This window comes from Candidatus Enterococcus myersii, from assembly GCF_017316025.1.
In the GTDB taxonomy this organism is placed as follows: Bacteria; Bacillota; Bacilli; order Lactobacillales; family Enterococcaceae; genus Enterococcus_C; species Enterococcus_C montenegrensis.
Genome location: NZ_JAFLVT010000001.1, coordinates 298144 through 321271, shown reverse-complemented (window position 1 = coordinate 321271; position 23128 = coordinate 298144). Strand labels below are relative to the sequence as shown.

General features: G+C 34.5%; 23 protein-coding genes. 5 read left to right on the top strand and 18 right to left on the bottom strand.

Going from position 1 to position 23128, the window contains the following annotated elements; genetic code table 11:
* Positions 1-144: 144 nt before the first annotated feature.
* Positions 145-1824, bottom strand: coding sequence for a ribonuclease J (locus JZO76_RS01510; RefSeq protein WP_206902396.1), 1680 nt, complete (start codon positions 1822-1824; stop codon positions 145-147).
* Between the two features lie 87 nt (positions 1825-1911).
* On the opposite strand from JZO76_RS01510, the gene JZO76_RS01505 reads away from it, so the two are divergent.
* On the top strand, positions 1912-2184 hold the full coding sequence (locus JZO76_RS01505) for a hypothetical protein (protein WP_206902395.1): 273 nt from the start codon (positions 1912-1914) through the stop codon (positions 2182-2184).
* A 116-nt stretch (positions 2185-2300) separates the two neighbouring features.
* Here JZO76_RS01505 and JZO76_RS01500 read toward each other — a convergent pair whose 3' ends face one another.
* The 5 genes from JZO76_RS01500 to JZO76_RS01480 all read right to left on the bottom strand — a co-directional run bounded on the left by JZO76_RS01500 (position 2301) and on the right by JZO76_RS01480 (position 6441).
* A complete protein-coding gene (locus tag JZO76_RS01500) occupies positions 2301-3359 on the bottom strand; it encodes an aspartate-semialdehyde dehydrogenase (RefSeq protein ID WP_206902394.1) in 1059 nt (352 codons plus the stop codon).
* A 436-nt stretch (positions 3360-3795) separates the two neighbouring features.
* Positions 3796-4401 carry an alpha/beta hydrolase gene (locus JZO76_RS01495; protein ID WP_206902393.1) on the bottom strand — a complete coding sequence of 202 codons (606 nt, stop codon included), beginning with the start codon at positions 4399-4401 and terminating at the stop codon, positions 3796-3798.
* A 541-nt stretch (positions 4402-4942) separates the two neighbouring features.
* Entirely contained in the window at positions 4943-5833 is an 891-nt protein-coding gene (locus JZO76_RS01490) for a GH25 family lysozyme (RefSeq protein ID WP_206902392.1), read from the bottom strand.
* 122 nt (positions 5834-5955) lie between these two features.
* Complete coding sequence (locus tag JZO76_RS01485) at positions 5956-6180, bottom strand: DUF2922 domain-containing protein (protein ID WP_206902391.1); 225 nt, start codon at positions 6178-6180, stop codon at positions 5956-5958.
* A 54-nt stretch (positions 6181-6234) separates the two neighbouring features.
* Entirely contained in the window at positions 6235-6441 is a 207-nt protein-coding gene (locus JZO76_RS01480; protein ID WP_206902390.1) for a hypothetical protein, read from the bottom strand.
* Positions 6442-6797: 356 nt separating this feature from the next.
* Between JZO76_RS01480 and serC the strand changes: the two genes are divergently transcribed.
* From serC to JZO76_RS01465, 3 genes are read left to right on the top strand one after another with little or no spacing between them, the layout of a single operon-like run.
* Positions 6798-7883, top strand: coding sequence for a 3-phosphoserine/phosphohydroxythreonine transaminase (gene serC, locus JZO76_RS01475; RefSeq protein WP_206902389.1), 1086 nt, complete (start codon positions 6798-6800; stop codon positions 7881-7883).
* A gap of 1 nt (position 7884) precedes the next feature.
* Entirely contained in the window at positions 7885-9069 is a 1185-nt protein-coding gene (locus JZO76_RS01470; RefSeq protein ID WP_206902388.1) for a phosphoglycerate dehydrogenase, read from the top strand.
* Positions 9069-10295 carry a DUF1015 domain-containing protein gene (locus tag JZO76_RS01465; RefSeq protein ID WP_206902387.1) on the top strand — a complete coding sequence of 409 codons (1227 nt, stop codon included), beginning with the start codon at positions 9069-9071 and terminating at the stop codon, positions 10293-10295. Before JZO76_RS01470 ends, JZO76_RS01465 begins: the two co-directional genes overlap by 1 nt.
* Positions 10296-10421: 126 nt before the next feature.
* Here JZO76_RS01465 and JZO76_RS01460 read toward each other — a convergent pair whose 3' ends face one another.
* Together JZO76_RS01460 and JZO76_RS01455 are read right to left on the bottom strand one after the other, a co-directional pair.
* A complete protein-coding gene (locus JZO76_RS01460; protein WP_206902386.1) occupies positions 10422-10853 on the bottom strand; it encodes a universal stress protein in 432 nt (143 codons plus the stop codon).
* Positions 10854-11064: 211 nt separating this feature from the next.
* Positions 11065-11661: a DUF1361 domain-containing protein gene (locus JZO76_RS01455; RefSeq protein ID WP_206902385.1), complete on the bottom strand. Its 597-nt coding sequence runs from the start codon at positions 11659-11661 to the stop codon at positions 11065-11067.
* A gap of 172 nt (positions 11662-11833) precedes the next feature.
* On the opposite strand from JZO76_RS01455, the gene JZO76_RS01450 reads away from it, so the two are divergent.
* Entirely contained in the window at positions 11834-12784 is a 951-nt protein-coding gene (locus JZO76_RS01450; protein ID WP_206902384.1) for an NAD-dependent epimerase/dehydratase family protein, read from the top strand.
* 323 nt (positions 12785-13107) lie between these two features.
* Here the strand turns inward: JZO76_RS01450 and JZO76_RS01445 are convergent, their stop codons facing one another.
* The 10 genes from JZO76_RS01445 to JZO76_RS01400 form a co-directional block, all read right to left on the bottom strand.
* Positions 13108-14634 (bottom strand): lipopolysaccharide biosynthesis protein, encoded by a 1527-nt coding sequence (locus tag JZO76_RS01445; protein WP_206902383.1) that lies wholly within the window; start codon positions 14632-14634, stop codon positions 13108-13110.
* A 7-nt stretch (positions 14635-14641) separates the two neighbouring features.
* Positions 14642-15691 carry an asparagine synthase C-terminal domain-containing protein gene (locus JZO76_RS01440; RefSeq protein ID WP_206902382.1) on the bottom strand — a complete coding sequence of 350 codons (1050 nt, stop codon included), beginning with the start codon at positions 15689-15691 and terminating at the stop codon, positions 14642-14644.
* 1 nt (position 15692) lies between these two features.
* Entirely contained in the window at positions 15693-16121 is a 429-nt protein-coding gene (locus JZO76_RS01435) for an adenylyltransferase/cytidyltransferase family protein (RefSeq protein WP_242595717.1), read from the bottom strand.
* The gene (locus JZO76_RS01430; protein WP_206902381.1) at positions 16114-16941 is read right to left on the bottom strand and encodes a LicD family protein; all 828 of its coding nucleotides are present in this window, start codon (positions 16939-16941) and stop codon (positions 16114-16116) included. The genes JZO76_RS01435 and JZO76_RS01430 overlap by 8 nt, the downstream gene beginning before the upstream one ends.
* Positions 16942-16944: 3 nt before the next feature.
* On the bottom strand, positions 16945-18372 hold the full coding sequence (gene wzy, locus JZO76_RS01425; protein ID WP_206902380.1) for an O-antigen polysaccharide polymerase Wzy: 1428 nt from the start codon (positions 18370-18372) through the stop codon (positions 16945-16947).
* On the bottom strand, positions 18369-19424 hold the full coding sequence (locus tag JZO76_RS01420) for a glycosyltransferase family 2 protein (protein WP_206902379.1): 1056 nt from the start codon (positions 19422-19424) through the stop codon (positions 18369-18371). The genes wzy and JZO76_RS01420 overlap by 4 nt, the downstream gene beginning before the upstream one ends.
* A gap of 62 nt (positions 19425-19486) precedes the next feature.
* Positions 19487-20284, bottom strand: coding sequence for a glycosyltransferase (locus JZO76_RS01415; protein ID WP_206902378.1), 798 nt, complete (start codon positions 20282-20284; stop codon positions 19487-19489).
* Positions 20281-21390, bottom strand: coding sequence for a glycosyltransferase family 4 protein (locus tag JZO76_RS01410; protein ID WP_206902377.1), 1110 nt, complete (start codon positions 21388-21390; stop codon positions 20281-20283). The genes JZO76_RS01415 and JZO76_RS01410 overlap by 4 nt, the downstream gene beginning before the upstream one ends.
* 6 nt (positions 21391-21396) lie before the next feature.
* Positions 21397-22017, bottom strand: coding sequence for a sugar transferase (locus tag JZO76_RS01405; protein ID WP_206902376.1), 621 nt, complete (start codon positions 22015-22017; stop codon positions 21397-21399).
* A complete protein-coding gene (locus JZO76_RS01400) occupies positions 22004-23128 on the bottom strand; it encodes a DegT/DnrJ/EryC1/StrS family aminotransferase (RefSeq protein ID WP_206902375.1) in 1125 nt (374 codons plus the stop codon). The genes JZO76_RS01405 and JZO76_RS01400 overlap by 14 nt, the downstream gene beginning before the upstream one ends.

Below are 23128 nucleotides of genomic sequence, written 5' to 3'. Positions count from 1 at the left end.
CTTAACTTGTATGACACTTTTTTCAAAGCGATGACCTGTTAAAGGCAAAAAATTGGCAAAAATCCGTAGGCCCAAATAGCTAAAATTTATTTATTACAAAAAAAAGACACCAAAACGAAAAGGTTTCGTCTTGGTATCTTTGGCCTATTTTCTTTTTTGTCGTTGGGATGACTCCATAATAACTGGCAAAATAACCGGTCGACGCTTTGTTTGTTCAAACAAGTAACGGCTTAAACGATCGCGGATATCTTGTTTTAATTTACTCCATTCAAACTCTTCGTCTTGTAAATGTTTTTCAACAATCTCACTCACCATTTCAGCACTTTCCCGAATTAAATCACGGCTTGCCTTTACATAAACGAAACCACGGGAAGTGATTTGTGGCGGAGATACAATCTTTTTCTCACGGCGATTAATTGTAACCACTGCGATGAAAATGCCATCTTCTGATAAAACTTTGCGATCTCGCAACACGATATTGCCGATATCGCCAACACCAATACCATCAATCAAAACATTTTCCGCCGGTACAGAACCAGCTTGAGACATTTGACCGTTTTTATATTCCAAAATATCACCACGAGCTGTGATAAAGATATTCTTCAACGGAATTCCGGTTAATTGAGCCAGTTGCGCATGGGCCGCTAATTGACGGTATTCCCCCTGAATTGGAATTAAATATTTTGGTTTTAATAAATTTAACATTAATTGTAAATCATCGGGATTGGCATGACCTGAAACCCGCATATTATCAGAAATTTGTTTTACGACTCCACCAGCACGAAAGACAATATCTTCGGTTTTGGCAACCGTGGTTTCCATTGCGGTAGTTGGCGTAGTCGTGATATACACTAAATCCCCTTCTTGAATGCGCAATGTGCGGTGGGAACCATTAGCCATCCGTTGTAGCGATTTAATCGGTTCACCCATTCGACCTGTCTCTAAAACGATAATTTCTTCTGGTGGATAGTTTTTCATTTCTTTTTGTGTGATGAATAAATCTTCATCTGGCAATTCTAATTTGTTTAACTTCATTGCCGTCCGAATAATTCGGCCAAAATCTTGCCCGGTTAAAACGACTTTCCGGTTGCAACGATGCGCAGCATTTAAAACTTGCTGCACCCGTTGTAAATTACTTGCTACCCCGGCGACAATAATGCGGCCTTCCCAATACTTAATGGTATCGTAAACTTCATCGGCAATTTGCCGTTCTGAAGCGACTGGCGTCGGATTTTCAGCATTACTAGAAGTACTTAATAGCGCTAAGACACCCTCTTTACCAATTTCAGCAATCCGTGCAAAATCAGTTTGATACATTGGCACGGCAGCCTGATCAAACTTAAAATCACCAGTATAGACAATATTGCCTACTTTGGTTTTCAAAGTGATCCCTACTGAATCTGGAATTGAGTGGGTGGTTCTAAAAAAGCCGACTGTCGTTGTCCCAAAATCAATCTCCGTATGTTCATCAATAATATGAAAATCCCGGAATTTTTTGGTGGCATCATTTTTATGAACGCCAATTTTTGCCAACTCAATTGTTAGCTTTGTTCCAAAGACAGGTACATCAACTTTTTCCAAAAAGTAAGGTAACGCCCCAATGGCATCCGCATGTCCGTGGGTCAAAAAGACACCGACAACACGATCTGCATTTTCTACTAAATAAGTAAAATCAGGAATAACTGTATCAATTCCCAATAATTCATTTTCCGGGTATTTCAACCCACAATCTAATACATAAATATCATCTTCCACTTCAGCGATGTACATATTTTTACCGTTTTCACGGACGCCGCCTAATGGAATGATTTTGATGTTACTCAAAAACATTCACCTCTCAAATTTTTTCTATATAAATATAATATTTTCTTTTCTGTGCCCAACTAGCCACTGTCCATTATACACTAAAAAGTGGCAAAAAGCGGCGACGAACTGCTAATTTATCATGGAAGCGGTTTGCAGCAAAAAAATCTTTTAGTAAAATTAACGAATTTAAGTGCCCGCTATAAAAAAACTGCACGAACTCGGTTTGCTTTTAAGCCATTAAGGCAGAATTGCAATAAATCGTTTTCCTTTGACTTATTGCACAGCGCATTATTTGAAAGGCAGACTATAAAAAAGTTAGATAAGCTACACACTCCTAAAAATGAAAGTACGATTTTTAAAACACGCGCTGCATTTTAAAGCTCAATAAAAAGTACAAAAAAACGTTCCAAGTTTACCTGCATAAAGTCTAAAAGCAAAAAGCTTTAACACGTTATCAGTTACTTGCAACGTTTTTTAAATTTTTCAAAACAACTTTATTTGGGTACGCGAACTAAGTCCATCTCATGCAAGGTTTCTGCAATTTGTACGGAATTCCAGGCCGCACCTTTTAGCAAGTTATCCGATACGACCCACATGTGTAACCCAGTTTTGACATCTAAATCGCGGCGAATCCGACCGACAAATGTATCTTTTTTATCAACGCTGTTTAACGCTTGGGGATAAATTTGTTGGCTTGGATCATCTTCTAGTGTCACACCAGGTGATTTTGCTAATAGATCTTTAACTGCTTGGGGTGACATTTCTTTTTTTGTTTCAATATAAACAGATTCAGAATGTCCACTGACTACAGGAATCCGAACACAAGTTGCAGCAACTTTTATAGCATCGTCTTCCATAATTTTATGGGTTTCATTGATCATTTTCCACTCTTCATACGTGTAATCATCCTCAGCAAAAACGTCGATTTGTGGCAGCGCATTAAAAGCGATTGAATAGTGTTTTTTATCACTTCCGGCTGGCAAAATTTGTGGATCTAATTCATCTTTTGATTTTCCGGCTAAGAATTCTTTGGCTTCTCGTTTTAATTCTTCAACCGCTTTTGCTCCTGCCCCTGAAACTGCTTGATAGGTGGATACGATGATCCGGTTTAGCCCGGCTTCTTTGCGAATTGGCTCTAATGCTACCATCATTTGAATTGTTGAACAATTGGGATTTGCGATTATTCCTTTGTGCCGTTTTAAAGCAGCCGGATTTACTTCTGGTACCACCAATGGCACTTCTTTATCCATGCGAAAATAACTCGTATTATCCACCACAACTGCTCCGCGTTTCACCGCTTCTGGCGCGTAAATTTTTGAAATCCCCCCACCCGCAGAAAACAAAGCAATATCTACATCGTTAAAAGAATCAGGCACTAATTCTTCAATTGTTAAGGTTACACCATTAAATATTCTGGTTTTTCCAGCCGAACGTTTTGAAGCCAGCAGTTTGATACTTTCAATTGGTAAAGTGGTTTCTTCCAACATCTCGATCATTTTTGTTCCTACAGCTCCTGTTGCGCCCACAACAGCAATGCGATACCCTTTTTCCATCAGCTACACCCCTATGACTAAATTTGAACCTGTCTGCGACAAGAATTTGATATTTTTGCTATTTTAGCACAATCTGAAATAAATTTCAGTAAATACTAGAAAATGATTCAGAAAATTACGACAATTATCAAAAAAATCTGAATAAAGTTAAACGATGTAAAACTGTCCAAACTCTATTGACACCAAAAAATAAGGAGGAAATTTCCAGAAATTGTTTTTCGCTTTTAACTTCATGCACAAAAGAGCTGACTCAAAAAACAGCTGGCAATCATGATCTTAAATCACAAGAACTCCTGCAAAAAAATTTATTCTCCCTTTTAATATAAAAAAATCAACCCGCAGTCAATCCGTCGAAATTTACCTACAACTATTCAAACATTTCTTTAAAATTTCGTCTTATGACGTAAGGCTGACTATTTTTATTTTAAAATCTTTTTTACATTGGTAGCTGGTGAAGCCAATTTCGGGCCTGGTTTACTTCATCTGCGGCTAATTGATGACCTTGTTTGGTTTGCTTAATCGTCAAATCTGCCCCCCGACTATCAAATGCTTCTGCAAGTTCGTTAAAAGATTCAGGCGAAACAATTGGATCGCCCTGACCAAAAGAAAGCCAGATTCGTTTATCTTTTAGCTCAAATTGTTTTTCATGCACTCCCAGTGACATGGGATGAAAAAATAAGCCTTGGGTTAATGGCGTTTGCCGCTCTAATAACAGATGGGCCGCAATGTTAGCACCATTGGAATACCCTACTAAAACCCAGTCACTTAAAGGCACATTTTTCTCTGCGCTAATTCGTTTGATTTCTTCATATAAATTATCTGTTTCTTTTTCCAAACTAGCTAAATCAAATTGATTTAAGCCATTGCGCTTGAAAAAGCGATTCATCCCGTCTTCTTCTACTTCCCCGCGAAAAGATAAAACCGCACATCCCCCATCTAAAAAACGGGCAATATCCACTAATGAATTTTCATCTCCGCCCGTACCATGTAATAATAATAACTTCTTACTACCTGCAGTTCCAGCATCGTATAAGTATTTCATTATTCTCCCTCCGTTTTAGCCATTTTAATAGCGTGCTTAAAAATAAGTTTAAGATAAAAAATTCTATTTGTGTCATATCCAGCAAAAATCACCTGAACCATTCGATTAACCGCTCATAATGAATGACGCTTTACCTTAAAAGAGTTTTTGCATGTCTAGCATCATAAAGGACCTTGCGGCAGAATAAGTCAAATTTTGAACAAATCTAAAAATTCCTTTAGTAAAATTCTGCCTTATAGCTGGCCTATAACCAGTTGTTTTTTCTAATTAGACTCAAAAAAATTGCAATAAATCTCAAAGCGTCTACAACTTACTATTTGTAAGTATAGTAGCAAATAAATTCATTTCCTTCAATTATTTTATTCTTTTTCGGAAAGTCACTTTATTTAACTTTCTCTTCATCCTATACTATAATAAATTCAAAGGAAATTTTGGGGAAGATTTCCGACAGCGTGTAGGGGAGAGTGTTATTCCTTACGTTATTATGGCTAGAATCTTAGCAAAAATAAGACTTGGATGAATTCATCCAAGTCTTATTTTTTTATTTTATTCCACCGTGTGCTGTTATTTTTCCTAAAGCTAGATAGCCTTTTTTTCCTTTAGCTCGCGGCTGCACGCCCCATAAATAACCTTGGTTTAAAATAATATCATCAAATTTTATCTGGTCGCCTTTTTGAAGTAAGGCAATCACACCAGCTTTAGTGTCTGCTTTTTCTCGCAAGTAGACAGCCGTATTTAAAGTAAATGTTTTCAATTTTTTTAATCCTCCTGAAACTGAATTAGTTGGTGGTAAGGTTGGCTTTTGGTCTTCAAGTAATTTTGTATCAAAAAGTACTCCAAAATCTTTACTGCCAGTTAGCCGATTTAAATCCATCGCTCCTTTGTAGCCAGAAATGCGACCATTTGACGTATATTGATGCAGATCATACCGCGTAGTACAAGTCGGGTTAAAGCCTTCATAACGGCCATTATTCTGACCATAAGTTGGAATCCAAATAGCATCGAATTTTTCGACAGCTAAATTAAATTGATGATATAAGTGATTGGCAATATAGACACCCACCTTTTTTGCTCCCAAACGCTTCAACTCTTGACGGTAACTTTCACAGCCATTACGCATATCCGAATATGATTTTTCTTCTACATCTAGCCACCAAAAAGTTGGTTGAAACTTCTTAGCGCGTTGATAGAAATCGCGGGCTTCTTGTTTCATGTCGGAGATACTGGTACCTCTCACCCATGCATAAACTGCCACCGGAACTTTGTATTCCTGCAATTTTTTAAGATGTGTTTCAAAATGCACATCCCGATGTAATGAACCGTATTGTACCCGAACAATCGCTCCGGCAATATTTTTTGCTAAGATGTTGTAATCAATCGCCTCTGGTAGTTGCCATTCACTAATGTCAATGATCACTGGTTTTAAAATCATAATAGCCTCCTTCTTGTAAAAAAATGTAAAAAAGACTGCACCAAAGTTTTACTAAGGCCTAGGCTGGGAGATAACTTCAGCTATCCTTTACTTTTTAGTGCAGTCTTTTTACCTAATGATGTTTATCCTTCTGTATCAAAAAGCTCTGTTTCAATGGTTTCAACATATTTTGCACTAGCTGGGGCAACAAACAATGTTACTCCCTTTTTGACAAACAAAGCCGACCCACTGATTTCTTCCATTACTTGCTGAATTTTTGTGGCATCCAAATTTTCATTTGCAACCCGGGGAATCATTTTGTGTTTTTTCCCCTCACTATTAAAAAAAGTCAAATGCAGTTTTTTCATCTTGTTTTCCACCTTTCAAAATTTCAATTTTCTAGACTTTCTTGCCTACTATTATTAGGCGGTATATTCGATTTCTTTTGTCTCTACGACACTGTTATAACTAACATCAGTTGGTAACAACTGACTAAAAGCGCGCCCGAAAGCTAACACGTCAACTTCAAGGGGATTTTCCACGCTATTTGAAAACTTCTGTTTTGTCAGACTTTCTTTTCCAGGTTCTAAAAATGTAACTGTCAAATTTGTGCTAACATGTGTTTTCATTTTGTTGCCTCCTTATAATTAATAATTTGATTGGCAAACTACCTTTTTACGGCCGTTTCAAAAGCAGTTTTTTGATTTAGTATCGTAAGTAGCGCCCTTACACTTTAACAACGAAACTTCACGGGAAAATGTCAAAGGCTTTTGAAAAAAATTTTAAATAATTTTTTCGTTATTTCATTTTAAATATTTGTGATTAATTTCACTTAACTACTTTGTTAGTATTTTTTTAAGTTAACAATTGCGTGTTGTTTATTTGCAATTTTCTGAAAAATTACTTTAAAAGCTGAAATTCATCTGTTACAATAGGCGATAACTCATTTAGAGTTAAAATTACTTTTTCAAAGGAGAGAATAGTTATGACTGTTTACAATTTTTCAGCCGGTCCTGCCGTATTACCTACACCCGTTTTGGAGCAGGCCCAATCCGAATTTACGGATTACAAAGGTAGCGGCATGTCCGTGATGGAGTTGAGTCATCGTTCCTCCCTTTTTGATGCGATAATTAAAGACGCCGAAAAACGCTTGCGGGAATTAATGAGTATTCCGGACAACTACCATGTTTTATTCTTACAAGGTGGTGCAAGCTTACAGTTTTCAATGGTGCCATTAAATTTAGCGCAAAATAAAAAAGCCCTGTATGTTAATACCGGCTCATGGTCTAAAAAAGCAATTGCAGCTGCCAAAGAATTAGGCAACGTTGAAGTTGAAGTGATTGCTTCTTCAGCAAAAGACAACTTTACCTATATTCCAGAAATTACCCCTGACATGATTGATCAAGATGCTGCTTACTTGCACATTACAACCAACAATACCATTGTCGGAACAGCTTATAAAAGTATTCCCAATGCCGGGAATGTCCCGATTGTAGCCGACATGTCCTCAAATATTTTAGCCAATGACTACGATGTAAAAGACTTTGGTATCATCTACGCCGGCGCACAAAAAAATATCGGCCCTGCTGGTTTAACCGTTGTGATTATTCGCGATGATTTGCTAGGTTTGTATGAAGTAAACGAGCCCATGTTAGATTACAAAACGCAAGCAGCGGCAAACTCTTTATACAATACGCCCCCAACCTTTGCCATTTACATTGCACAATTGGTTTTCAAATGGTTGCAAGAGCTTGGTGGCCTACCTGAAATCTTAAAGCAAGATCAAGAAAAAGCTCAATTGCTTTACGATGCAATCGAAAAATCGAATTTATTTACCAGTCCAGTACGCCCAGATAGCCGTTCTCTGACAAACATTCCGTTTGTAACCGGCAATGCCAAATTAGATCAAAAATTTAATGTAGAAGCATTAGCAGCAGGCTTTGAAAACTTAAAAGGCCATCGCTCAGTTGGCGGTATGCGAGCAAGCCTATACAATGCCTTTCCCAAAGAAGGCGTACAAGCGCTCGTGACTTTCATGGAAAAATTCGAAAAAGAAAATGGAGGACTGTAAGATGTTCCATATTAAAACATTTAACGCGATTGCCCCAGAAGGCATGAGTCGCTTTGACAAAGATAATTACGCCATTAACGAAAGTAAAACTCCGGATGGTATTATTTTACGCAGTCAAAAATTACACGATTACGCTTTTCCTGAAAGTGTCGTTGCTGTTGCCAGAGCAGGTGCGGGTACCAACAATGTGCCGGTTACACAATGTACCAAACAAGGGATTGTGGTCTTCAATACCCCAGGCGCAAATGCCAATGCCGTCAAAGAATTGGTTATCGCCAGCTTATTGTTATCCGTGCGCCCAATTTTACAAGGCGCCCAGTGGATTCAAACCTTAACCGGTGATGATGTGGAAGAACAAGCCGAAGCAAATAAAAAGCAATTTGCGGGCCATGAATTAGAAGGAAAAAAATTAGGTGTCATCGGCCTTGGGGCCATTGGTGCTATGATTGCAAACGACGCTTACCGATTAGGCATGGAAGTTGTGGGTTATGACCCTTACGTTTCTGTTGATACCGCTTGGAGTATTTCACGACGCGTGACCCGTGCCAATGAATTGGCAGATGTGTTGACAACTTGTGATTTTGTCACCGTCCATGTGCCGTTAACCGAGCAAACCAAAGGCATGATTGGTGAAGCACAGTTGGCAAAAATGAAAAGTGGTGCCAAACTATTTAACTTTGCTCGCGGTGGTATTGTTGATGATACTGCCGTCTTAAACGCATTGAAAGCAGGACAGCTGGCTGGTTATACAACCGACTTTGCGGATGAAAAATTATTACACAACGACAAAGTTTTAGTCTTGCCACATTTGGGTGCTTCAACCCAAGAAGCTGAAGTGAACTGTGCCAAAATGGCTGCTAGAACACTAAAACGCTTTTTAGAAGAAGGCACGATCAAACGCTCTGTTAACTTTCCAACCGTTGAGATGGCCTTTCACTCTCCATATCGGATCACGATTATTAACAAAAATATTCCAAATATGCTAGGCCAAATCTCTTCAACCATCGCGGATATGAATATCAATATCGACAATATGGTCAATCGTGGTCGAGATGATTATGCCTATACTTTGGTGGACATTAATTGTGACGAGCAAGAAAATGCGCAAGCTGTTGCCGCGCGCTTAGAAGAAAATCCCGACATTATTCGCGTGCGGGTGATTAAAAACCCGGGGGTGGGGTATTAATGGTTGATATTCGTCCCTTTAAAGCAATTCGTCCGGCGGAAAACTTAAGCGCAAAAGTTGCCGCCTTACCTTATGATGTCATTAATAGTGAAGAAGCCCGGGTAATGGCTTTAGGAAATCCTTATAGCTATTTTCATATCGATCGCGCTGAAATTGACTTGCCACCAAAACTGTCACCTTATGATCCAGCCGTCTATCAAAAAGCTGCCACTAGTTTAGCCGACTTTTTAAAGAAAGGCTGGCTAAAAAAAGACGACGCACCTTATTTTTATCTCTATCAACTAACAATGAATGGTCGCAGCCAAACAGGCTTAGCCCTATGTGCTTCAATTGATGATTATGTCGCAGGTAAAATTAAAAAACATGAATTTACCCGCCCAGAAAAAGAAGTCGATCGGATTAACCACATCAAAGCTTGTGATGCCAATACCAGCCCTATTTTCTTAGCTTATCGTCATGAAGACGAAATTCAAAAAATTATGAAAGCTTGGCAGGAAAATCACGAGCCTACTTATAATTTTGACAGCTACCACGATGTGAATCATAAAGTTTGGGTAATTGATGATACAGACAAAGTTGCAACCTTAACCAAATTATTTGCAGCAGTCCCGGCCCTTTATATTGCAGACGGCCATCACCGAACCGAATCAGCAGTTAAAGTTGGTTTAGAAAAACGGGTGCAAAAAAATAGTAATCCTGAAAGTGATCACTTTTTAGCTATCGTCTTTCCAGAAAATGAACTCGCCATTTGGGAGTACAATCGTGTTGTCAATGTTCCTGTTACAGATACTTTTTTAGATCAGCTCAAGTCTAGTTTTACAATTGAAAAAACAACGAAAACAAAACCCGATGCACCAGGTCAAATTCAAATGTATTTAGCTAGACAATGGTATACGCTAAGTGCAAAAGAGACAATCAAAAACACCGATCCGGTAAAACGCTTGGACGTATCTTTATTGCAAGACAATGTTTTTGCCCCAATCTTTGGAATTAAAGATGTTAGAGTCGATAAACGAATTGACTTTATCGGCGGTATTCGCGGCCCTGAAGAATTAGTCAAATTAGTCGACAGTGGTGCTTGGCAAGTCGCCTTCTCCTTATACCCGACAGCTATGACAGATCTTTTAGATGTTGCTGACGCTGGGAAAATCATGCCGCCAAAATCAACCTGGTTTGAACCAAAATTATTAAGTGGTCTCTTCGTACATGATCTAGAAACAAAATAAGTTGTTAATTTTTTTGTTAGCCAGTTGTGCCCCCCTCTTCAACTGGCTGCAAAAAATGAAGCATATAAAAAGCGACTGTTGGCACGTCTAAAAGACGCCACCAACAGTCGCTTTTACTTTTTAAAATTACTTCACCATGAGTACCGTACAGGGCGCATGATTTACAATATATTGAATGGTTGAGCCCACTTTTTCTCGCGTTAAGGAGCCTTTTCCTGTCGCACCAGCAACGATTAAATCAAGCTCATAATTTTTAGGAATTGTTTGAGTAATGTAGTTTTTTGGCTCACCCACTTCTAAAATCTCTTCAACATTTTCAATCCCAGCATTGCGAGCCTGCCCCACTAAATCAGCTAATACCATCTTTGCCTTGCTTTGCTCTTCTTTTAAAATTTTCGAAACAGCAAATGAACTCGTAGACAGTGATGCCTCATCAATAATCCAAGCCAGATACAACTTACTATTATTTGCTTTGGCTAAAGCAACAGCTTCAGTAAAAGCCTTCTCCGCATTTTTTGAACCGTCAATCGCTACTAAAATATTTTGGTAATGACTCATTTTATCCCCTCCTAAGCACTCTTAAATAAAAAAGCATCCATATAAAACCCTTTTCTTTAATTCAAAAGTACCATAAAAGCGGCTATAAAACCAACAAGAAGCCAGAAAATAGGAATTGGCTAAAGCCATAAAAATACTGACACCCAAAAGTTAGATTTTTGATCTAACTTTTGAAAATCAGTACAAAATACAACTCTAGCCAATTATTTTTTTAAATATTTTCGCCTTTACGCCCCATTAACAAGTTCTGAATATACAATACAGTCAAAATTCCCAAATGAAGAACAAAGAATAATAAAACAAATTCCAATTTTTTCTGTGACCACTGCAAAAAAACAATATCGAAAACTTTTAACGGATCGGTCAGAAAATAGATAGAATGTAAGCGCGGCGGAAATCTCCCCGCATAAATTCCCATCGAAGAAAGAAAACAAATCGCACCAACGATAAAGCGAATCACATACCGGTGCAAGTTCAGTCTATCTTTGAAATAACGGGCCAGCTTTAATAACTCAGAGAATCCCCACAAATTAAAAGCAAAAATTACTAAAAACAAAGCAATTAACAGCGCCCACAACCGCACACTTGGTAAACTGCTACCATCAGCATAATTATATAACTGCAACATATCCGAGTGCACAATATCGGTCACTAAATAGGGAATGTTTGGAAAAAATAGTAACCAAATACCGCCTAAAATAACTTGTATCACCGGCGAACGGGTATCTTTTATATGAAAAGATAACTCTAGTGGAATATAGGCCAACAAAGTATTGAGTGATAGAAAATAAAATTTTGTCGTATACATTATAGCGATGATAAGTAGTGCTATTAGGCGAATTGCGTTTTTGTAGATGGGAATCACCTCCAAGTGTATTAAAAATGATACCACACTCATTGAAAATACTCTATTTCAATAATACTTGAAATAAACTACTCTTGTGATAAAGTAAGAATATATTAATAATGGAGATGATAATTTGGATAAAGTTTTGATTACAGGTGGGGCTGGATTTATTGGGTCTACACTTGCTAAAAAATTGGCGAAAAATAATGATATATACATAATTGACGACCTATCTATGGGAAAATTGGAGAATCTAGACTTACAGTTAAATAATAACATTAAATTTATTCAAGGTTCCGTAACTGATACAAATCTTATGACAGATTTGTTATCAGAAAATACCTTTGATTTTATCTACCATTTAGCTGCGATTGCCAGCGTTGCGGATTCTGTTGAAAGACCGATTGAAACACATCAAGTAAACTTCGAGAGCGTACTCTTACTATTAGAACTATGTAAAAAGTATCAAAAGACACTTAAACGATTAGTATTTACGTCATCAGCAGCAGTATACGGGGACGAACCAACACTTCCTAAACATGAAGAGTCTGTAATTCGTCCACTAACGCCATATGCAATTGATAAATTTGCTGCCGAACAATATGTAATTGACTATAATCATTTATATGGGATACCTACAACCGCTGTTAGATTTTTCAATGTTTATGGACCAAATCAAAATCCAAATTCACCGTATAGTGGAGTGATTTCAATTATGATTGATAGCTACAAAAAACAACTAGCAGGTGAAAATAATTTATTTACGATCTTTGGTGATGGTAAACAATCTCGTGATTTCGTTTATGTAGAAGATGTAATTAATGCATTGTTGCTTGTCGCTACAAATAATGACGCTCTTGGTAAACAATTTAATGTAGGAACAGGAATAGAAACTACTCTGCTTGATTTACTTGAAGTGCTAGATAATGAATTTAGACATCAGTTATCATTCAAATTCGAAGACTCTCGCTCGGGGGATATAAAGGATTCTTTAGCTAATATTGGAAGATTATCAAAACTTGGATATCACCCCGCATTTAATATAAATGAAGGGTTAAAAAAATATGTTGCTAGTTTGAAGTGATATATTCTTGTAAAGAGCACCACTAATTGTAAGCGTCGAACCACTTAGTGCTCACAATCAATGGCCGGCTCCAATTATACTGATGATATAAGTAAAAATGACTCTTTGTCAATTGTTGTTGGTAAAGAAAAATCCAAAAGATAATTTGGCCCAGAGGAGAAATCCTCTGGATTCTTTATATTCTTACTAATACTTTTCCTTGGCATATAAAAGGGCTCTTTGTCAATTGATGTTGGTAAAGAGCCCTAATTATCTTAAAAATAATCAGAGGCTATTGATGAGAGAACATACCTTAATACTTTCCACTTACAATTAAGCCTAAATCATTTGTTTTTCATTACGACCTTCATTATTCTAAGAAATGATTTATCTTTTCTAAATAAAAAATAAAAAATAAAGTTGCAAATAATTAAAACAATAAAAGAATCATAAAATAAATTTATTAATAAATTAGAACATTGAAATAAATTAATAACATATCTTATTATAATTCCAATAAATATTGCAATAATAAATTGTTTCACGAAATAAATAAAATAGGGAACCGGGCTTTCTTTAAATAGATACTTAAAAACTACAAGTGGATCAAACCAAACTTGAGTTAGAACCCTGGATACAATGGTTCCCCAAATAGCTCCAGCAACGCCAAATTGTTTCACAAATATCACCGAAATAACAACGTTCAATATTGACATAATAAGTGGTCTATATTTCCCCTGCATAAACAATCCATTAGCATTTCTGAATGTTGCTACAATTCTCACCATGTTTAAAAAAAAGTAGTCTACTACAAACCCTAATAGTAACCATTCGGACATCACAAATTCTTTACCCAGCCAAAATTCAATAAAAGGAGGGATCAAAAAGAAGAGAAGTAAAGAAGTATTCAATGTTATCCAATAAACAAAAAGATTTAGTAAAGAAAAATTCTTTTTTTGACTTTCTGTCCCATCAATTGCTAATTGCCCCAGAGTCGGTGTGAGTGCAACTGTGATTTGAGAAACCAAACTATCTACGCTTCGAATTATGAGTCGATAGTTAGCAAAAAAAGTAACGAAACCGGTACCTAATAATGCTGAAATAACAACAGTATCGGTTCCATTCAAGATAACATTGGAAACTTGGTATAATGATAGAGCACCTACATTTTTTAACAATGCATTTTTATTTTGAGCTGGCAAAAGTTCTTTATCGTATTTTTTTATCTCTACAAATTTCTTATCAGCCAATAAATAAATAACTATATTTTGAATAACAATTATAATTATATCTAATAAAAGGTATAACAAAAAATTTTTAAATATAATTATACTGAAGCAACCTACTAACAATCTAATACCACTAAATATAACTTGGATTATGCTAATTAAATAGCCTTCTTGATTAGCACTTAGCAATGACCCTTTATATATTAAAAAGTAAGATGTTACAGTATTAAGAACATAAAGAATGTATATCACTGTTAAATTCTCTTGAATATCAGGAACACTTTTTACAAAAAGAGGTAGCAATGGTATTGACAGAACTCCAGCCAGCAAAATTGCTAGTCCTATTAATTGATATGCTTTTTTATAAAAGTTCATTAACTGTGCTATTTTCGGATATTCTTTTTCTCTAAGTGGTTTATATAATTCAAAAATTATCGCCGAACCAATCCCTAACTCAGCAAACGAAAAAATTGTTAATATATCAGTAAATAAGCTAGAAACACCAGCATATTCGATGCCTAAGTATTTTATAGTAATTGTTTTCATAATAAAATTGGATACTAATGATACAATTTTAATCAAAATACTTGTCATCGTATTTAATTTAGCTTTTTTTGAATTTGTAAGTACTCTATTCTTCACTTCTCCACTATCCTATCAAATTTAAAAATCTTTCAAGTACATAAAGCATCCATTTTTGGTCTCCCGTAAATATTGACATATCTACATTTTGTAGAAATTCACCTCTTATTGGTCCCTGCCAATCAGCAAACCATGTATCTACTGCTCGGGGCATTGGAATTTTTTTTCTATTTTCAAATTCTGGATATAACTCTGAAAATATTTGTCTCAATATATATTTATTTTGACCAGACCTTATTTTATTTAAATCTAACTCTGAGCCCAATGATAATCTACTAAAAGGGGTAGAAAATTCAATATCTGCTAAAGTACAGGCATTAAAATAGGAATTGTTTGACTCTTTATAAAAGATATCGTTAACAAAATGATGGACATCAACATGGTTCTCGTTATCAGAATATTTTTCTATAGGGTAGAGTATCTTTTGAGGAGAAACTAATATCATTGAAGGATCCACAAAACAATATCTCTGATAAAACTCCTCTAGTGTCCAATCTTTTGACAGTAACCCATTAAAGCCTCCAAATACGATATCAGCATTCTCACCAAATAGCAAAGTTGTGAAACCCTCAGATTTTGCTTGCTTTGCAGCTTTATAAATCTGTGGTTCAATTGAATGTATCGGAGATCCTTTTAATTTCATCAAATCATCGATTGATTTATCGTAGTCTTCCCAAGTAACGTCAATTACTTCATGATCTAATTTGAACTTTTTAGCATATTTTTTAGCATAAACTACATCATCAACAGAATTTGTGGACATGGTCTTAAATGTATATGCCTTTGTTCCCTCTGGTACTAAAGCAGCTAGAATTGCCGAATCAATACCTCCACTTAACATAAGTGCAACTTTTTTTTCACTATCTTCAAACAAATTTTTGACGTAAGTCTTAATTTCATAAAAAGTATCCTCAGCTCCATATACCTTTTTTCGGTCTACATTTTTATAAATTGGATATGCTTTCACGGGGAAATCTGTTGAGAAAGCAATATCGGGATCAACGATAGTTCTGTATGTCAAAAAAGAATTCATTGCAAAAATTTTATCAACTTCCATGTCATTCACCTCTAACAGCCTTCAAAGCTTTTGTTATTTTTGTCGACGAAATACCTTTCGTATACGGAAAGTAAATTATTTCAGTTCCAAATTTTGAGAGATCCTCTTCATACTTTTTCCATTTATCGCTCCCATACCAATCATCTCCCACAAAAAGTACATCTGCTTTTAGCTTTTTACACATTTCAACTTTGTCCATATCATATTGTGGAACAACCGCGTCCACCCATTTTATATTTCGTACTATTTCAGCTCTATCCTCATAAGGTATTACAGAATGTTTTCCTTTATACGTCACTAACTCATCAACCGTAACTCCAACTATTAATTTATCACACATTCCTTTAGCGTTTTTTAATAAGTTTAAATGACCTATATGAAATAAATCATATACTCCAGAGGTGTACCCTATAACCATCTTTCTATTCAATTTCATTTTTCTCCTTTTGATAATATTTATAAGATTTAGTAAGATCGATTATTGCATTATCATGCGCTACTTGTTTGTCTACTTCAGGTATTTTCATATAATCTCCAAAGTGCATTCTGAGATAATGATCATACCCTTTAGGACACGATATTTCTGTATCTTCAAACTTGAATATTGTATGAAAACTGAAATCTTCTTTTTCCAAAATTAAAGTTTTAGCTCTATGCGACCATGCAAATGAGCTTTGTGAGTTTTTAACACTGTCGTAAGAAAATTGTTTTACAAAAAATAAATAAATATCTAGAAAAAAATTCAGAGGAAATAGTCTAACAAAATAACTTAGTATTTTCTTTTTTCCTCCTATACCAGCCTTACCTCTTCTCATTGAATTTAACTTCATTAATGTAGTTAACAAAAAAAAGTGAATATTTTTCATAATTCGATTATTAGGTAAACCGTCTAACGGCATTATATCTACAAAGACTCCAGAATAGCAATCAGCATATGATAATGAATCACTTTGAATTAATGTCGTTTCAACATTATGAACTTTCATAAATACAGGTGTATAATGATAAGAAAATTTTTCATCGATAATTTGATAGGGAGCGGGTAATACTGTTTTAGAAATTACCTTGAATTTTTCATAATCGCTTCTTGGCATTGCAATGTCCAAATCATCATCCCATGGTATAAACCCTTTATGTCTAATAGCCCCTATACAGGTCCCACCAATTGCATAATATCTTAGGTTATTATCATCACATATTTTTTTAACAACTTTGAAAATTTGCAGTATTTCTTTTTGCAAGTCATTCAAAAACTATTCACCTCTAACTATTTTTAGTCCATATTTACATATTATTAGCAACAGAAACATCGGAAGCAAAACATACACTAAAGTTCTCACAATAACCAAAAATGAATCACGTGGAACATTGGTTATAAATCTAAAAAATATAATAATGAAAATTCCTATTAAAGGTGACTTTTTTACTGATTCTATTGAAAGCAGCGAAAACAACTTTAACAAACAAAATCCAAATAAAATGAAAAAAACAATCCCAAAAATACCAAAATTGAGATATGATTCAGCGACAATTGAAAATCCTGATCCAAAATTTAACCCTAAGGCTTCAGTCAGAGAATTAGCTAACGAAGTTTGATGGTCAACAAAACTAGTATCCCACAAACCAAGACTAGGAATCACACTAACAAGAGAAAAGAAAAAAGTATTTCCATATCTATACTGAAACGAACCAATACTTATTAATTGCATTATTCCAATTGTTGGACCCATTGATCCACCCAATTCAGCAATAACATCAGTAAAAATATTCTTTTTTGGTCCTTCCGTGACAATGTAATTAATCACTTCAGCTAGAGAATATTCCCCCACTGTTCTTAATGATGAAATTGCACCTAAAATTAGAAGTAAAACTATTCCAATTACTATATATTTCATAGAGGATTTTACATTAATTTTTTTTACAAAGTAATTTTGAAAAAGTATCAAACACAGTATCGTAGCCATAAAATCTATACGTTTTCCGCTAAACAGAAAAGGGAGGACACTTAAAACAATAAAGAAGTAAAGATTTAATCGAGCAATTTTTTTTTCTCTATATGAATAGAGAAGTAAGAAGGACCCTGCAAAAAACAGATTGGAAACAATAATAACAATTCCGTTCATAGAAGATGAAGTATCCGAATATATAGAATTGTAACCACTTGATCCAAACTTAGACATATATCCCCAAATTCTATATACATACGCAGGGGAAGTTATAATAACAATAATATAAGAAGTATATCTCACGACTTTATTCGAAAATGAAAAAAAATTACCATTCGTTATCTTTTTATTATTATATTGTATTAAAGCCCCCAGATGAAAACAAGCAAGGCAAACTAATGTATACTTTTGAGCCTCCAATAATTGAATAGCAGAGACATATTTAAAAGAAAGGAGATTTCGTTCAATTGACAATAATCCAAATGGCATTAATAAACTTTGACCAAATGAAAATAGGAACAAGAGAAGCAAAAAAAGCATATACGTAGAAATAAATTCACTGCTAATAAAATAGTATGTCCACACGGAAACAATTAGTAATCCCCAGCCAATCATGCCATTGACATTCATACTATCAAAAGGTGACAATAGAATTAGAGTAGAAAAAGTTAAATATATTAACAAGACAAATACTGATATGAATTTTTTGGATGTTAAACTCAATTCATAGTTCATTTTTTAATCCTCGTTGACTTATAATTAATATAATACGTCATATAAAAGAAATAATCTCCAAGAAAATCTAATCTATTCCTATACAAAAATAGAATAAACTTCAAAAATATTCTTTTTCCTTTAGATTGTATCATTTCAATTGACTTATTTTCTAACATAGATTTAATAATAGTCGGATATTTTTGCCAATTTCTTAATTTTTTCATGGAGTTTCTAAAGTCAACGAATTTTTTATTATTCTCAAGAACATTATATAATTCAACGATTATTGCATTAAATAATTCAACATCTAATAAAGAAAGGTTTATCCCCTTAGACTCAAACATAGTACGCATTGAATTCATAAGATTAATGTTTCTTTCCACTAATTTGTCCTTATAAGAAGTCATCAGAGATGATTCGCGTATAACATAATTATAGAGAGGTTTAGAAACAAACGATACCTTAGGAAAGTTACTTATAACTCCTATTTGAAAAAACGTATCTTCAGCAAAAATGATACTATTGTCACCAAATAAGATTCTATTTTTTACTAAAAATTCTTTTTTGTACATCTTATCGACAGCATTATGTGAATATATGTTTGAATAATAATATTTCGCCATAAATTCCTTAATATTATTATTACTGATGACACAATCTTCGACAAGGTTGAATTGTTTTCTTATTTTTCTTTCATTACTTTTTTGTAAGTATATTTCTGAACATGCTATGTCTGATTTTTCACTTATGACATTTTCTAAGAGCGTCTCTACCATATCATGTTCGATATAATCATCTGAATCAATAAAAATAATGTATTCCCCGAGAGCTTCTTTTAGCCCAACGTTTCTAGTTGGTCCTAATCCCATATTTTGATGTCTAATTTTTTTTAACCTTTTATCCATCAATATGAAATCATCAACAATACTTTCCGAAGAATCACTAGATCCATCAATCAGTATAATAACTTCAATATTTTTGTAACTTTGTTTAACAATAGACGATAGGCACCGTTCTATGTATAACTCGACATTATATACTGGCAAGATAACACTTACTAATACATCCATAAAGAATTCCTTTCCATAATATGATGTTTTTTAATTGTAGTGATAGCATCATCATTGTAATATCATCCATATTTTCTTTTCCGCAGAGCTATATATACCTTCTTGGGAATAAGATATATCACTATTGGTTTTAGTATTTGAAATGATTCGTACAGCTTAAAATCATAATGTTTAAAAATTTCCCACTTTAATCTCATCTCATTTTTCCTATTTAAAAAGTTTCTTCGTTGAAATGACTCAGAATCTTCTCGATAATAATACAAATTTTCTTGAATATTATATCCTTTATATCCTTTTGAAAACATCTTAAACCATAACTGATAATCTTCAATACGATAATAGCATTCCCCTTCTGAGTAGCCTCCCACAGAGATCAAATCTTTTTTTCTAACTAATACTGTTGGATGGGCAAACGGCGTCTGTCTCAATAAATCATGCTCCGAAGGATATTCTGGGTAAATAATTTCTCCAACATTTTTTTTTCCATCAAAAAAGACAAAATTTGATCCCACAATTGAAATTTCATCATTTTCATCCAAAAACATGACTTGTTTTTCTAATCTAGATTTTTCAGAATAGTCATCGGCATCTTGTCTTGCGATAAATTCGCCTTCAGACACTTTTATACATAAATTTAAAGTTTTATTTAGTCCTTTATTTTCTTCACTAAAATAACATTTCACCTTATCTTGATAATTTTTTTCATATTCTTTAGCAATCTTTAAGGTAGAATCTGTCGATCCATCATCCCAAATGATTAATTCATAATCCGTAAAAGTTTGATTGAGTATAGATTCGATAGACTTTGCAATAGTACTTTCACAATTATATACTCCCATTATTATTGAAACTTTTTTCATATTTCACTTCCAAAATCTAAATATATTTTTTTTAACTCTTCGATAACATTTTCCTCAATAAACGGAACAATCATTTTTGAACTCTCATTTCCCATTTCATTTCTAATTTTTTTATTCTCAATGAGAATTTTTAAATAGTAAGAAAAGGAATTACTCATATCATCCAAATCTACAAGAAATCCATTTTTATTATGAACCACTAAATCCCTTATTCCACGAATATTTGATCCACATATTGGTAATTTTGCGTACATTGCCTCCATCACTGATACTGGTAATCCTTCCCTTTTAGAAGGATGAATATAAACATCGCTTGCAGCAATTATATTGGGAATATCTTTTCTGTATCCGAGCAAGAATATCTTATTTTCTAAACTTTTACTTTGTATCAATTTGTTTAAATAGTCTGCTTTTTCACCTATACCACAAATCAAATAAATAAATTTCTTGTCACGAATTTTCCACAACTCATTAATCACTTGTTCATGATTTTTATTACTGTTCAATTCTCCGATTGATAAAAACACTAAATCATCATCTGAATTTTTAAATTGACTTAAATCAGTTTTTAAAGATACATTAAAATTTTGCGTTGAAAGCCCTACACCATGTACATGGTATATATTTTTGGCATGTAGTTTTTTTTTTGCTCGATGATAGTCTTCATCATTGATTGTGATCAAAGTATCGGTATATCTAGCTAAAAATTTTTCAATTGGATAATAAACTAGCCAATTCACTATAGGCGCCCCATGAAAGAAATGGAACCCATGCGCCGTATAAAAGACTCTACTTTTACTTTTTTTGCAAGCCATTCTCACAATCATCGAAGCTACAGGGGTATGAGTATGTATGATATCAAAGTCTTCATTTTTGATTAAACTTTTAAACTCATTATATGCAACACGATTATTCTTTGACAATGGCGAACGATCGAAGGGAATAATATAGATTGGAATATCTTTATCCTTGAAAAAAGTATTAAGTGGTTGTTGAATTGAACAAGCTATACTCACTTCATGTCCTTTATCTAGCAACATTTGAATATGAGGAATCAGAAAAGCATTCAACGTATTTGAAATTGTGGTTACATATAAAATTTTCATAACCTATTATTCATTCCCTTCAAACTTCTTATTTGTAACATTGCTTTCCGAATTTATGCCCTCTTTAATAAAAACTTTTTTAAAAGTTAAAAAGAAAATTTCCGTATCTTGTTTAAAATTAATATTATTCACATACTTACAATCCAAATTAAATTTTTCTTCCCAACTTATCGCATTTCTACCATTTACTTGAGCTAAGCCAGTTAATCCTGGTCGAACATCGTGACGATGCTTTTGCTTCGAGTTATAAAGAGGTAGATATTCGACTAGTAATGGTCGCGGTCCAATAATACTCATATCCCCTTTAAGAATATTCCAGAGTTCAGGTAATTCATCAAGGCTCGTAGATCTCAGTAATTTTCCAAATTTTGTTAGCCGTATTTCATCTGGCAACAAATTACCTTCACTATCTTTTTCATCAGTCATAGTCCGAAACTTGTACATCGAAAAAATATATTCATTTTTACCTGGCCGAAGTTGTTTAAACAATACTGGGGAGCCCAACTTAGTTCTTACTAAAATGGCCACAATGAGAAAAATTGGGCTCAAAATAATCAAAGCTAGGCCGGAAAGCAAAATATCCAAGCAACGTTTTACATACTTTCTATAAAAACTAGCCTTTATCATTGGACAACACTCGCTTTATAACAGTTGCTACTCGGCTTAGATCCTCATCGGACATTTTTGAATCCGAAGGTAGACATACACCTGTTTCAAAAAGTCGTTGAGCAACGGTTTCCCCAATATAATCGTACTTTTCAAATACAGGCTGCAGATGCATTGGCTTCCAAATAGGTCGAGACTCGATATTTTCTTTTTCCAACTCGTCCATCAAGTAGGTTGGATTCACGTCTTTTAAGGTAATAGCTGATAGCCAATAGTTTGAAAAATCCCAATCATTTTCTGGCATAAATGAAATCTGCGATAATTCTTTCAATTCTTCTTTATAAAAATCATGTATATAGCGTTTTTTGGCAATACGGTCCTTCAAGACTTTCAACTGACCTCTGCCAATACCAGCAACAATGTTGCTCATACGATAGTTATAGCCAATCTCACTATGTTGATAATGTCTTGCTTGGTCCCGCGCTTGCGTTGCCCAAAAACGGACTTTCGCAATTCTCTCTTCGTTGTTAGAAACCAACATGCCCCCGCCAGACGTTGTGATGATTTTATTACCATTAAAAGAATAAATACCATAATCTCCAAAAGTGCCAGTATATTTCCCCTTATATGTCGTACCCAATGATTCTGCAGCATCTTCAATCAATGGTACATTAAATTCTTTACATATTTCCATAATTTCATCTAATTTCGCAGATAGTCCATAAAGATGAACAACAATAACAGCTTTGGCATCTGGATATTTTTCTAAAGCTTTCCGTAAATATGCAGGATTCATATTCCATGAATCTTTATCACTATCAACAAATACCGGTGTAGCATCTTGATAAATAATAGGATTAGCTGTGGCCGAAAAAGTCAATGACTGACAAATCACTACATCTCCTTTTCCAACACCAACTGCCTTTAAAGCCATATGGATTGCCGAAGTTCCTGAAACTAAAGCGGCTGCATGTCCCGCACCTACGAGTTCAGCTAACTCATTTTCAAAACCTGTAACATTTGCACCCAAGGGAGCAATCCAGTTTGTATCAAATGCCTCTTGTACATATTCTTGTTCATATCCTTGATCACTCATATGTGGTGAAGACAACAATATACGTTCATTTTCCAT